Raw genomic sequence first — 13,108 nt, 5'->3', positions numbered from 1 at the left:
GCCATTAAAACAGCAACTCATTTAAATGCAATAAGCATTTACAATCTTCAAGCACTTTTGCAGGAAATTACTGGGTTGTTGTTTAATGTTTGTTCATCTTGAAAGTAAATAGATAACAAATATATAGCAGTTGATGATGAATTAGGCAGTTGAATGCAAAACTCGCTGAAAAACAGCAACAAGGCTTGCAACTCGGGTAAAAATCTCTATACTTTGTCAGGCAATGGTAGCCCTGCTGGTAGCTTCGCAATTGTACTCTACGAACCCCGCCAGGACCGGAAGGTAGCAACGGTAGTAGAACTATGATGTGCCGAAGTCATGCTAGTAGGGCTGCCACCAGTTATTCTTCTTCGCTCGTTCGAGCAATCGCTTTCATAATTACCCCCATATCAAACCCACGATATTGTAAAAATCGAATCTGTTTTGCTTTGATTTTTTGGTCAGTTGCAACTTCTTGTCCAAATTTTTTCAGTTTGAGTTGATATGCTTGGTCAAGCCAATCGACGTCTTGCAGCTCTTCAGTAATTAGCTCCGCATCCAGTTGCTTTGCTTTTAATGCCTGTTTGATCCGTTGTAAACCTTTGCCTTTTCTGAGTTGACTTGCCAGCGTCAGTTCTGCCACGCGTTGGTCGCTCTGATAATTTTGTTGTGCTAATTCTTCGACCAGCTTTGTGACTTCCTCTGGGTTGATCGCATATTGATTGAGCTTGGTGATTAACTCAGCTTGAGAATAGTCACGACGCGTGAGCAGGGCAAAAGCATAAGAGCGTAATCTTGAGCCTGTGAGAGTTTTGGGTTTTTCGGTTTTTTCGGAATTAAACATGCTTTCCTCATTAAAGAAAAACGCCCCGAAGGGCGTTTCAGTTTAGCTTTCTAAGAAATCTGGTTCTTCTTCTTCAATATCTGTGTTTTCGGTAGGCTTGTTCTTGGTAAGCAATTGTTCACGAATCAGCTTCTCAATTTCTTGAGCCATTTGTGCATTCTCTTCAAAATGACGAATTACGTTATTTTTACCTTGGCCAATTTTATTGCCTTGATAAGAGTACCAAGCACCCGCTTTTTGTACGATATCTTGTTGAACTGCAAGATCAACCAATTCACCGAGTTGGTTAGTCCCTTTACCATACATGATCTGGAATACAGCTTCTTTGAACGGAGGCGCCATTTTATTTTTCACAACTTTAACGCGCGTTTCGTTACCTGTAATTTCGTCGCCTTCTTTTACTTGACCGATACGACGGATATCTAAGCGTACAGAAGCATAGAATTTAAGTGCGTTACCACCTGTTGTGGTTTCTGGGCTACCAAACATCACACCAATCTTCATACGGATTTGGTTAATGAAGATCACCATACAGTTCGAGCGTTTCGCATTACCTGTAATTTTACGCAGCGCCTGACTCATTAAGCGTGCTTGCAAGCCCATATGTGAGTCACCCATTTCGCCTTCAATTTCAGCTTTCGGGGTCAATGCGGCAACAGAGTCGACAACGATAAGATCAATTGCACCTGAACGCACTAACATATCGGCGATTTCGAGCGCTTGCTCACCATGGTCTGGTTGTGAAACCAAAAGGTTATCAATATCTACACCGAGCTTACGTGCGTATTCAGGGTCCAATGCATGTTCAGCATCGATAAAGGCACAGGTACCGCCATTTTTTTGACATTGAGCAATGGCCTGCAATGTCATGGTCGTTTTACCTGATGATTCAGGGCCGTAAATTTCAATGATACGGCCTTTAGGTAATCCGCCAATCCCTAATGCGATATCGAGTGTTAAAGAACCCGTAGAAACTGCTTCAACTGCTTGTACGGTATTATCGCCTAAGCGCATGACTGTATTTTTACCAAATTGTTTTTCAATCTGGCTCAATGCAGCTTGTAACGCCTTACTTTTATTATCATCCATCTCAAAACCTCAAAACTTTATTTCTTAACGACTAACCCAAGTGGATGTATTGAATCTCAACTTGTTGGGACTTGGGTATAGTGGCAGATTCTCATTGTTTATTCTACATCTGATCTGTGTCTATGCGACACAAGATGACGCATCCAAAATGAGAAAATATCCATCTCATCTATTCATCATGATAAGACCAGGATTGGACATTTTCTTGCTTAAAACGATTGATATCACGACGATCTTTTTTACTTGGTCGATGATCGGGTCGGGCTAGATTATGCAATTTTCGTTGTGATGCATGCAACTCTCTACGCGCAATACTTTCTGTTGTTTCTTCATAAAGTAACTGAGCTGCTGGAGCACCACCTCGGACGGCAGAAAGAGCCTTCACCACCACCGTTTTTTTCTCGAAACCTTGTTGAATGGTCAGTTCCATTCCAATCCGGACATCTCTAGAAACTTTAACCCGATCATTGTTGTGGTGAACTTTACCACCTTCAATCGCGGCCTTGGCAATCGAGCGTGTTTTAAAAAAACGAGCTGCCCAAAGCCATTTATCAATGCGCATGGCATCCATGCTGTCTGGTTCATGCTGTTTTGGCATCTGTTACCTGTTGGTTGGTTTCAAGATAATCAAAAAGTTCGGTTAAATGATCAAGGGTAGGGTACGGCAACTCAGTTGCGGCTCTTGCAGCTTTACTGCTGGAAGGCTGTAATATACTGAATAACTGTTGGATACCGAAGTCTTCTGCGCCTTTGAGTACAGCAACTGTGTCATCAATAAAGACCGCTTGTGCAGGGTCAAATGGATGTTGTTGCTGCAACTTTTGCCAGAATGCCACTTCTTCTTTGGCATGCCCGAGTTCTTCACTACTGATCATAAGTTCAAAGTAGGGGCTGAGTTCGACATTTTCAAGTTTAAGTTGTAGACCTGCACGATCAGCATTGGTCAATAGCCAACAACGATAGCCATGTGCATTCAACTGTTGCAAGAGCTGATGACAGCCAGTTCGTGCACGTATTTTTTCACGATGCTCGTACTGCAGTTGCAACACATCAACACCTACTTTAGCCGTCCAGTGCGCCGAAGAATACCAAGATAGTGTATGCTTATGTTGTTGGTAGAATTGAAATAGTGTTTGCTGGCTTTGCTCAAGTGTACATTGGTGAACTTGGGCGTGTCGTTCAGGCAGACAATGATTCCAGATAAAATCATCAAAGGCTAAATCGAGTAATGTACCGTCCATGTCAAACATGGCAATCGGTTGCTGCTGTAAATCTGAATATGACATAAGGTTGGTCTATGTTTATTAAAACGCTTGCTCCCCAAGATCAGTTAATCTCTCAACTTGTTCCGATCATGGCGCAGGCTAGTCAAATATTGCTGGAAGAATACCAAAGTTATTGTGCTGGGTGCGAGTTTAATATTCAGGAAAAAAGTGATGATTCGCCTGTCACACAAGCTGATTTAAAGGTAAATCACTTTTTATTAAAGCACTTAGCCACAGTTACACCACAATTACCTGTGTTATCAGAAGAAAGTGATTATTCTGCCCGAGCGGCATGGCAACGCTGTTGGATGTTGGATCCACTGGATGGAACTAAAGAGTTTATCCATGAGCGTGATGAATTTACGATTAATCTTAGTTTGATTGAGGATCACCAAACCACGTTCGCGATTATTGCGGTGCCGTGTGAGCAGGTGATGTACATCGGACATACCTCGCAATTACCGTATAAATATAGTTTTAGCCGTCAAGAATGGTTCCAATATCAGCTTGAAGATCATGATTTTGCTGCACCGTTGCAAATTGGTTTGAGTCATAACAGTAAAAATCCAAAGTATAAAAACTTTATTGAGCCAATTTTACAGAGTCGTCAGGTAGAGCGTCGTGAAGCAGGCAGTGCTTATAAGTTTTGTATGATGCTGGAAGGGGAAATTGATATTTATCCTCGTTTCCATCCAACTTCGGAGTGGGATACGAGTTCAGGTCAAGCCCTGCTTGAAAGTATTGGTGGTGGTTTGATGACTTTGGATGAAAAACCTTTTATTTATAATCAGCGTGAAACGGTTTTAAATGGTGGCTTTATCGCTTATCGAGATCAGCATTGCAAAAATATTGCATATGATGCGTTAAGTCGGTCTGGCATTTTAGATTGAGACTTATCTGGCTCATGCTATAGTGGGTTAAATTAAAGCTTGTATGTGAATATGACTCTGCATTTATTGCCTAAAAGCATGTTTGAAGCCATTGATTTACTTCCTGATGCTTCTACCCCTGTAACTTTGTTTACGCGTCACTCTTTGCGTGAATTGGTCAATGGACAAGGTTTGGCTGGTTATGATCTTCAGTTAACTGAACAAGGTCGTGAGCTGGCCTATGCTTGGGGGCAATATTTAATCCAGAATACCGATCGGGCGATTCAACATTGTATTTCTAGCCCGATTCAGCGTTGTGTTGATACGGCAGCTTTAATGATTGAAGGTGCCGATGAAACGCGCAAAGCCGTCAATACGCATCAAATTGAAATTGTTGAGCAACGTCTATTGGTCGAACCCGGCAGCTTTGTTTTGGATATCCAGCAGGCAGCGCCTTATTTCCGTAAACAGGGTGCGCTAGGGTTTATCAATAGTTTTGTGAATAATGCCTTACCAGGAATGAAGCATCCGATCACTGGTGTATTTGATGTCTTAGAGCTGCTTTATCATACCCATCCGACCCAACAGGGTGGTTTAAGTTTGGCGGTGAGTCATGACACCATTCTTGCAGCAATCGTTGCGGTGATCTCTGGTAAAAATCAAATTGAACAAACAGATTGGCCAGAGATGATGGAAGGCTTATTTGTATGGTTTGAAGGTGATGATTTTGCGGAAAGTCAATTAAAATGGATCTGGCGTGGTGAGCGGCAAGCCTTAGAAATAAAGCAGTTTTTGAATCGCTAGTTCGATCGATCATAGCAATGTTGCTTTGAAATATTAAAATAAAATCACATAGTGACTCGGCTGAGACATAGAGTGAGATTGCTGTTGATCTGAACCCAAACCGATCATTTGGATTCAAATATCAACATGATTGGATTAAAGTCTGATTAACCGCATTTTCCAATTTTTTGCCCTTCGATATGACTGAGCTTTGCTTGCAGCTTGGTTGAAGCTGAGCAGTGAATATTGCCTGAAATAATCGACTTATCTAAACTCAATGTTGTTGCAGCTTGTGCAATATCTATGTCACCACTGACACTTGAGTTAATTAATCTAATTGCTTTTGCTTGCTTAGCTTGAATGCTGCCTTGGATAGAAGAGCGATTTAAAATTAAACTGCCACCTTTCGCAACATTTACATCACCTTCAATTGTTGAGTGTGCAATGTGCACCTGCGGGAACGCTGAGATCACTGATCGTGTTGTTCTCGATGGTATTTGTGCAGCTTGTAGCAAAACTTAGACTACTGCATGAAAAAAGTGTTACTGCGATGATGAGCTTCCCATTCTTGTTCATTTGGCTCTCCAATTTTTGTAGATTGATTATTGCTCAAAACTTAAATTTAAATGAATTCTAACTGGATACAATAGGTGGTTTGAGTGAGGGAAATGTGGTGCTGGTGGGTGAGTTGTGTTTAATTTAGAAATGTAAATAAAATTGAATTGGGTTAAAAGTGTAATAAATCCAGCATTTCTTGTTTTTGCGATAAATTAATTTCCCTTCTTGTTGGTTAAGTTGTTAATATATATAACTATATGATTTATATTAATTTTAACTATTTAACGTAATTTGTCATTAACGATAATTTATCAAATTTTTCTTGGGGAAGTGTGATGCAATTGCAACTTAAGCATTTAACGGTCTGCTTACTGTCGATTATGATGGTTGCTTGTGGTGGTGGTGGTTCAGATCATTCGGGCGCCACAACCAATACTGAACCACCAAGCAATAATAATGTTGCTGGTGGCGGTAGCAGCATAATACCTGGTGAAGGCAGCAATGAATTACCAGGTGATGGAACATCCGAAACGCCTGACCAAGGTGAAGAAGAAACACCTTCGATTCCACCAGTGGGAGAAAAGTATCCAGAGCCACAAAGGGACATTATTGATGAGGCCGTTTTAGGCTTTTATGATTACGATAAGCTTGGATTGCCACGTCTACTGCGTAATGACTTAAATGGCAGTTTTGCTGCGATGCTACAATTTGCACAAAGTCATGTAGTGAATCCTAAAAATAATGAAAAAGATTCAATGCCGCGCTTAACCACAGAAAAAGATGCCTTGTTATTGGTGACACCACTTGCGGAAATGGGTGACCTACAGAAATTACAAGTTGAGATCTATCAAGGTAATCAACTGCTCAGAACGGTTAAATTAAAAGAACCATCAAGAATTGCAGCTTCTGATCAGTCCAATACGGATGGCCGTCCGCCTGTGAGCTACTCGAAAAGAGCGTGGACAGTTGCCTTAAAATGGAGTGAGATCCGAGCAGGTCTACATCTTCGCGTAGTTGATCCACTGAATAATCGTAGTGGTGATTTAACTGCGAACAATATTGATTTAGCCGCACCGGGTGAATTGGTATTGCAAAATATCCGTCTAGGCCTATTGACCGACCCACCGAAATCTACAGGTCATTATATGCTGCTCGAGCCTGCAAAGGCGGGTACGGATTATTTCCAGACCATTCCTGCGGCACGCATGATTGTCGCTAAATATGATGACTTGAAACTGAATAAAGTTATGGTGGCAAGCGGTGTCATTTATGATGCGGTGAGTGCTACGACAGGTGATGTATATACTGGTGATATGCGTGAAGATACGGCCAAATCGACTTTTGGTGTAGGAATCAACTTGGCCAATGTTGGTGCGACCAGTGCATCTATGCTAGACCAAGTTCAACCAATGGTGTTTGACGAGGTGGCGAAAGTCGATAGACCACTTGCTCAGAGCGTGGTAGCACATTATGCCCGTGGTAAATATAGCAACGGTGAGGCAACTCATGGCTTAAGTGGTGGTAATGGCATGTTGACGCTGATTGATTCTGTGGGCAATGAATTTAGCCATGAGATTGGGCATCACTATGGGCTTGGGCATTATCCTGGCGCTGCGGGTACAAATATGTTTTGGGCGGCACATCATGCGGATAGTGGTTGGGGCTATATTGCCTTTAGAAATAAAATGCGTAGTAACCTCAATTGGACCACCACCAATTTAGGCGATGGCGCCAATGGCGTACCGAACTTCTTAAATAAATATGCCTATGGTTGGGATGCGATGTCGGGTGGTGCAACTACAAGTAGTATCTCTAAATATACCCATTACACTGGTTATAGTACTTATTCAAGAATCCAACCTGCATTTGATCGTTATGTGTGGGATGCCAGTTCACCAACAGGCTATAAAAAATGGAATGCAACAACACGGGTGATGGAGGTTGCACAGCCTAAGACCCCAGACTCGGGCAATGTTTGGTATAACCGTACTGATGGTAATTACTTGAAACCTAAAATGTTTGGTGTACCAGTCTATACAATCTTGGGTGGATATGATCCAGAGGCGCAGATTGGCTTGGTTTATCCTGCCGCCAAAGGGAACTGGGGTAATGTATTTGATTTACCACAAGCCAATCCGAATGCAGCAACAGCAAGTTGTTGGCTGAATGTGCAGTTTGCCAGTACGAGTCAAAATATTGCTTTGGCGCCGCAGCGTATGGGTGCTAAAAGCAATGCCAATAAATTTCATGTCAACTTTGCACAAAGTGAGGCACCACAGCAAGTCAATCTATATTGTAAAAAGGCCAATCAGGCGGCAGTATTATTGTCGAGTATGTCGATACCTGCCAATACCACTGTCCTAGCGCCAGCAGTTGAGATTGGTAAAGAGGCTGAATATTCAGCTCTGAGAACAATAGAACTGCCACAGTTAGAACAGGCTTTGCTAGAGAATAAAGATAAGGCAGTTGTCAATCTTTCGCCTGAATCTAAGTTGTTGTTTGATTCATACCGAACTTTTAAAGATCAACTATCACCTGATGCACAAAATGAAATGGTGCGTTATACCCAGCAGCAAATTAAGCTTTATCGACTCAATCGTTGGATCAATGTCTATCGTTCGGATTTAAATAATTTAAACACCGATGCAGTGAAAGCATTTCAGAGCTTTGTCGAAAAACTAGCGCTTAAAGGCGATCTGAATATTGTATCGAGTACCAGTCTATTGAATCGGAACAACTGCCTCAAAGCTGAAACGTTAGCAAATGGTCAGCTCAATGCATTTATCAGTGGCCCGATAGGTTGTGTGGGGGATGATTCTGAGAAGTGGGTCTATGATGCCTTGGGTAAAATTCATAACAAGCAATATATTGATCAATGTTTAACGACGACTGCAGGCAATGTGATTAATCTGATGCCGTGTAGTGGCGTGAGTAGTCAGGTTTGGGGAATTGATGTGACTGAACAAGCGATTAAGCAGTCAAATCAGTGCTTTGATTTGGAGGGTGGTTATTTAAGCAATAATCGTGCACGCTTAATTCGTTATCGATGTACCAGTGGGGCAAATCAAAAATGGATGATCCCTGTGGTAAATAACAGCTTGATCCTTGCTGGATTGTCTGCAAAGAATTTACCTCTTGCAATCAAGGTGCTGGCTGTTAGCCCTTAATTGCTTAACAAGTTTATTTAAATTTCATAAATCAATGATATGAAGTTCTGTGGGGCTTCATATTTTTTTATCCAGAATATAATTTTTGGAAAGTTAAAAAAATAATAAAAGTGCACTTTTAAAATGTAGAAATTTTCGTCATGATAGGCTTATAAAAAGAGAAACTTGACACATAATTGGATAAAAAGATGTTATCAAACACGATTTATTTATGGGAGCCTGAAATTTTTACAGGTAAGGTTCCTGCAGAAGATGATTCACATCAAGTTGCCTTTGAATTGCATCAACAATATCGTCATATTTCTAATCATGGCAGAACTTTGCATGCGTGGTTGGACTTATTTAGCAACAAGATTTGTGATCCACAGTACCAATCTTATTTTTCTGAACAAACGCAGCAATGGGTGCAGGGGATTAAGAGCAAGTTTGCTCAAGGATTGTATGCCAGTGTGCAAGTCGATATTTTGGAAAATGAGGCACAAAATGATGCGGTCTATCGAGTCTTTTATGAGGCCGCACATGAAACAGGAATTGGCTTCTATGAGTCGAATTATAATGTCTGGGCCATAGGGGAGTTACAATCTCCTGAAAATGCGGTGTCCAATATGTTGCAGCCTTATTTACTCGAGCCTTTGCAAGTCAAACAGCTTGAGTTTGCTCCTGAAGTTGAGCCTGCTGTATTGGTGAGCGATTTTCAGATGCCACGGAATATGCCTGAAGCAGAACAATTAATTAGCCAGTGGTTTGAACAACAAAAGGATACGCAGTATCTTAAGCTTGATGTCTTTAATGTTGCGCATGATTTTATTTCGAATTGGGGCAACATTGGCCGACCTGAGTTGGCATTGGATACAGGTTATCGTTGCTTTTTGCTGACCCAAAAGCAGTTGGGGGTTTTTTATCAAATCAAGATGGTGCTTAGAAAGTTAACAGTTAGTCCAATGCTGTCTTTTGCGATGGATTTTACCGATCGGTTTATTCCTGAGCAGTTGCAAGAGCAGTTGTCTGAACGTTTGATTTTTCGCCTACGTTCAATGGATATCCATAAAAATACAGGACAGAAAAATAATAGTGAACTTTGTTTTGCATTGACGGGACGTTGGGATTCGCAGGCTGATATTCAGGATTTTTTCAAAAATTTAGATGCTTATATTGATTTTATCTTTACAAATCTAGGCCAAGGTCGACTAGAGGTGTTGCAGGCGTGGGCCTATGGCGAGATGCCGGCAGATTTTAAAATTGATCTGGATTTTCGTTTTGAGTTGATGATGATTGCATTAAGCCAAGATCTCGCATATTTAAAACAACGCTATCAATACCATAAGGCCGTATTGATGCAGAATAACGCACGGGCCAGTGATTTGGGTTTATTGGAAGAAAGCTATAAGTTCTGTCAGAAATTGATCAAGATTGTGATTGAGGCGGGTACAGGTTTACAGCCCTATATTCCAAAATAAAGACAATAAAAAAGCCCGAAAAATTCGGGCTTTTTTATATGCTTCAAATTAGTTAGCTAATGCTTTAACTTGAGCGTTTAAGCGGCTCTTATGACGAGCAGCTTTATTTTTGTGGATGATGCCTTTATCAGCCATACGGTCGATAACTGGAACAGCAGTTTTATAAGCTTCTGTAGCAGTAGCATAATCACCAGCAGCGATCGCGTTTACAGTACGTTTGATGTAAGTACGAACCATTGAACGCAAGCTTGCGTTGTGTTTACGTGCTTTAACGTTTTGACGAGCACGTTTTTTAGCTTGAGCAGAGTTTGCCACTCGTGCACTCCTTGAAAATAAGTTGGTCTGGGCGGGCTGAAGTTAAAACCAAAATAACATTGGCAACATTCACCAGCCCGTAAACAAGTGCCATATTTTGAGGAAACTAAGCCCCGAAGTCAAGCCTTGTGATACTTTTAAGTACATTTTACAGGTGATAATCGTGCAAGAAAACGTTACATTAGGTTTATTCATGGCTTAGAGCGAATAAAAATGAAAATAGGTGAGAAAAAAGCAATTATCATTGGTGCGACAGGATTGGTCGGTCAGGCGCTTGTAGATGAGTTACAGCATTCTGATGACTTCAGTGAAATTACCGTGGTCGTAAGAAAAAAATCAGATACATTAAAAGCTTATAGTAAGGTCACTCAGCTTGTTTTAGAAGATTTTCTGCTGCTGAATGATGAAGATGTCAGTCGCTATACCCATGCATTTAGTTGCTTGGGAAGCACCATAAAACAGGCGGGATCGAAAGAGGCCTTCTATGCAATTGATTATGAAATCAATGCTCATTTTGCAGATTTGGTTCAGGATAAAAATATTCATTTATTGGTGGTTAGTGCGTTGGGAGCGAACGCTAATTCACCAGTTTTTTATAATAAAGTGAAAGGTGAACTGGAAAATTACCTGAAAAGTCTGTCAATTTATAAGCTATCGATCTTCCAGCCTTCACTTTTAATTGGAAAACGCAGTGATGTTCGCTTGTTAGAAGATCTGGCACAGACAGCATTTAAGTTGGTCGAAAAAGCGTGGACCAGACCGTTTAAACTTAAACCTGTATCGGCAGAGCAATTGGCGCATACTATGTTGCTTGCGGCACTAACGCAGACAGCTGCATTCAAACGCTATGACAATTTAAGTATACAACAAAGCAAATAATGGAGAATTTCAGTGACAACGATCCCTTTTGTAACTTGTGATTTATTAGATGATAACCCTGAAAAAGATTTGCAAGTGGTCACACCATCCTTAGATGGCAAGTTTTTTAAAAGCTATGGAGCACGTAAAACTTTTGGTGGGCAAGTCGTCACTGTAAAGTGTTTTGAAGATAACTCCCGTGTAAAAGAGCTGTTGGCAACCGATGGTACAGGCAAGGTCTTAGTTGTTGATGGTGGCGCTTCAATGCGTTGTGCCTTGATGGGTGATTTAATTGCGGAGTCGGCGGTTAAGCATCATTGGAATGGTGTGGTGATTTATGGCTGTGTGCGTGATGTCGATGCCATTGCAGAACTTGATTTGGGTGTGCATGCATTGGCTGCGATTCCACAAAAAAGTAATCGTAAAGGCATAGGTGAAGTGGATATCACGTTGTATTTTGGCGGTGTAACCATCAATTCTGGCGATTATATCTATGCAGATAATAATGGCATTGTGATTGCAAAAGAAAAACTAACTGACTGTTAAAGGATAACCCGATGCTAAAAATGGTGAGCCACCAATTCAAGGTTTTACAATCTGTATGTGCAACGCTGATTGAAGGTGGGCGAGGTGTCTCTGGTACACCATTTCCCAATCAACCTGCAAAAGCACTTAAGCTCTATGAGTTTGAAGGTTCTCCATTTTGTCGCCGTGTCCGTGAAGTGATCACTTTGTTGAATTTGGATGTGGAGATTTATCCATGCCCAAAAGGTGGTCAAAAATATCGCCACATCGTGAAAGCTCAAGGTGGGAAAAGGCAGTTTCCATTCTTGATTGATGAAAATACGGGTGATCAGTTGTATGAGTCACAGCAGATTATTCATCATCTGTTTAAGTATTATGGGAAAACGGGTCAAACACCGAAAAAGTTTAGTCATTATCCAAAACTTCCTTATGTCTCTGCGTTGGCGACCGTGGCGAATGCAGCGCGTGGTGTGTGGATTAATCCACAGATTGTTGAGCGTCCAGCGCCAGCTCAACTATTAGAACTTTGGAGCTTTGAGGCAAGTCCTTATACACGTTTGGTGCGTGAAGTTTTGACTGAGTTGGAATTGCCATACATTCTGCATAATGTGCCGAAAGAGCGATGGCAGGATATGGGGCCTGCAATTTTGCGTTTAAAACCAGGCCAATATATTCCGTTGCCTAATGGTAAGCGTGAAAAGATTGTTGAACTGATGGGCCGTGATATTCAAGTTCCGTATTTGATTGATCCCAATACCGGCGTGAAAATGTTTGAGTCGGCTAAAATTGTGGAATACCTCAAAAAACAGTACGGCCAATAAATTGCGAGAAAGCATCTTTTAGAAGATGCTTTTTTTATAGGTGCAGTCAGCGGTTGCTTCAATGGATGATTTAGCGGTTTAATAGGCTCGAAAATCGCTATATGATCAATCCGAAAATGTTAAGCCAATTAAGCAACCTATTTAAAAGTTCCAAAGCAACGCCTGAGCAATTATTTTTGCAAGAACATGCTTTGAGCTTTGATGCTGAACAAGGGCCGATTCTGAATGGTATCGTCTTAAATGAGCTAGGCTTTCGTTTGGAATATTTTTCAAACCGAAAATTAGACCGGTTTGATGATTTAGAAAAGCTGTTTCGAATCGCACCGCAAATCAATGAAAAGATTGATTTGGAATTATACTCTCAGCGTTTTGTTGAGCGATTGGGGAATACGGAGGAAAATCTTAAAGAACTTAAGCAAGCGATTAAAGTTTTAAATGATTATTATGTGAAGTTTAAACGGGCAAGATAAGTCCTAGATTACAGACAAGACGGATGGATCATATGAAAAGATCGCTCAGTTGTTTGTCATTTTGTATTTGATTGAAAGTTAATACGAGAATAATTGAAATTCAATTTA

The 13,108-nt window shown here is 41.0% G+C and carries 13 protein-coding genes, 1 other RNA gene and 1 pseudogene; 9 read left to right on the top strand and 6 right to left on the bottom strand.

Going from position 1 to position 13,108, the window contains the following annotated elements:
- Positions 1–233 precede the first annotated feature (233 nt).
- Positions 234–330, top strand: an RNA gene (ffs, locus tag F957_RS21140) — signal recognition particle sRNA small type.
- Between the two features lie 10 nt (positions 331–340).
- On the opposite strand, the gene F957_RS10205 is transcribed toward ffs, so the two are convergent.
- The 4 genes from F957_RS10205 to F957_RS10220 all read right to left on the bottom strand — a co-directional run bounded on the left by F957_RS10205 (position 341) and on the right by F957_RS10220 (position 3,198).
- Positions 341–823, bottom strand: a complete 483-nt coding sequence (locus tag F957_RS10205) for a regulatory protein RecX (protein ID WP_016541121.1) — start codon at positions 821–823, stop codon at positions 341–343.
- 42 nt (positions 824–865) lie between these two features.
- Entirely contained in the window at positions 866–1,912 is a 1,047-nt protein-coding gene (gene recA / locus F957_RS10210) for a recombinase RecA (protein ID WP_016541122.1), read from the bottom strand.
- Between the two features lie 169 nt (positions 1,913–2,081).
- The gene (locus F957_RS10215) at positions 2,082–2,510 is read right to left on the bottom strand and encodes an RNA-binding S4 domain-containing protein (protein ID WP_004652990.1); all 429 of its coding nucleotides are present in this window, start codon (positions 2,508–2,510) and stop codon (positions 2,082–2,084) included.
- A complete protein-coding gene (locus F957_RS10220; RefSeq protein WP_016541123.1) occupies positions 2,494–3,198 on the bottom strand; it encodes an HAD-IA family hydrolase in 705 nt (234 codons plus the stop codon). The genes F957_RS10215 and F957_RS10220 overlap by 17 nt, the downstream gene beginning before the upstream one ends.
- Positions 3,199–3,209: 11 nt before the next feature.
- Here F957_RS10220 and F957_RS10225 point away from each other — a divergent pair, with 11 nt between their 5' ends.
- Together F957_RS10225 and F957_RS10230 are read left to right on the top strand one after the other, a co-directional pair.
- Positions 3,210–4,067: a 3'(2'),5'-bisphosphate nucleotidase CysQ family protein gene (locus tag F957_RS10225; protein ID WP_016541124.1), complete on the top strand. Its 858-nt coding sequence runs from the start codon at positions 3,210–3,212 to the stop codon at positions 4,065–4,067.
- Between the two features lie 51 nt (positions 4,068–4,118).
- On the top strand, positions 4,119–4,850 hold the full coding sequence (locus F957_RS10230) for a histidine phosphatase family protein (protein WP_004652993.1): 732 nt from the start codon (positions 4,119–4,121) through the stop codon (positions 4,848–4,850).
- 146 nt (positions 4,851–4,996) lie between these two features.
- Here the strand turns inward: F957_RS10230 and F957_RS10235 are convergent.
- Positions 4,997–5,405 (bottom strand): annotated as a pseudogene (locus tag F957_RS10235) (hypothetical protein).
- Between the two features lie 317 nt (positions 5,406–5,722).
- On the opposite strand from F957_RS10235, the gene F957_RS10240 reads away from it, so the two are divergent.
- On the top strand, positions 5,723–8,554 hold the full coding sequence (locus F957_RS10240; protein ID WP_016541127.1) for a M66 family metalloprotease: 2,832 nt from the start codon (positions 5,723–5,725) through the stop codon (positions 8,552–8,554).
- A 188-nt stretch (positions 8,555–8,742) separates the two neighbouring features.
- Positions 8,743–10,011 (top strand): hypothetical protein, encoded by a 1,269-nt coding sequence (locus F957_RS10245; RefSeq protein ID WP_016541128.1) that lies wholly within the window; start codon positions 8,743–8,745, stop codon positions 10,009–10,011.
- Positions 10,012–10,059: 48 nt separating this feature from the next.
- On the opposite strand, the gene rpsT is transcribed toward F957_RS10245, so the two are convergent.
- Positions 10,060–10,326, bottom strand: coding sequence for a 30S ribosomal protein S20 (gene rpsT, locus F957_RS10250; RefSeq protein WP_004652997.1), 267 nt, complete (start codon positions 10,324–10,326; stop codon positions 10,060–10,062).
- Between the two features lie 213 nt (positions 10,327–10,539).
- On the opposite strand from rpsT, the gene F957_RS10255 reads away from it, so the two are divergent.
- The 4 genes from F957_RS10255 (at position 10,540) to F957_RS10270 (ending at position 13,000) form a co-directional block, all read left to right on the top strand.
- On the top strand, positions 10,540–11,205 hold the full coding sequence (locus F957_RS10255) for an NAD(P)H-binding protein (protein ID WP_016541129.1): 666 nt from the start codon (positions 10,540–10,542) through the stop codon (positions 11,203–11,205).
- A gap of 12 nt (positions 11,206–11,217) precedes the next feature.
- Positions 11,218–11,730 (top strand): ribonuclease E activity regulator RraA, encoded by a 513-nt coding sequence (gene rraA, locus F957_RS10260; protein WP_016541130.1) that lies wholly within the window; start codon positions 11,218–11,220, stop codon positions 11,728–11,730.
- Positions 11,731–11,741: 11 nt separating this feature from the next.
- Positions 11,742–12,530: a glutathione S-transferase N-terminal domain-containing protein gene (locus F957_RS10265; RefSeq protein WP_016541131.1), complete on the top strand. Its 789-nt coding sequence runs from the start codon at positions 11,742–11,744 to the stop codon at positions 12,528–12,530.
- Positions 12,531–12,646: 116 nt separating this feature from the next.
- On the top strand, positions 12,647–13,000 hold the full coding sequence (locus tag F957_RS10270) for a hypothetical protein (protein WP_023270015.1): 354 nt from the start codon (positions 12,647–12,649) through the stop codon (positions 12,998–13,000).
- Positions 13,001–13,108: the final 108 nt, after the last annotated feature.

This window comes from Acinetobacter gyllenbergii CIP 110306 = MTCC 11365, from assembly GCF_000413855.1.
Classification (GTDB): domain Bacteria; phylum Pseudomonadota; class Gammaproteobacteria; order Pseudomonadales; family Moraxellaceae; genus Acinetobacter; species Acinetobacter gyllenbergii.
This window is presented reverse-complemented; position numbering and strand designations above follow the sequence as displayed.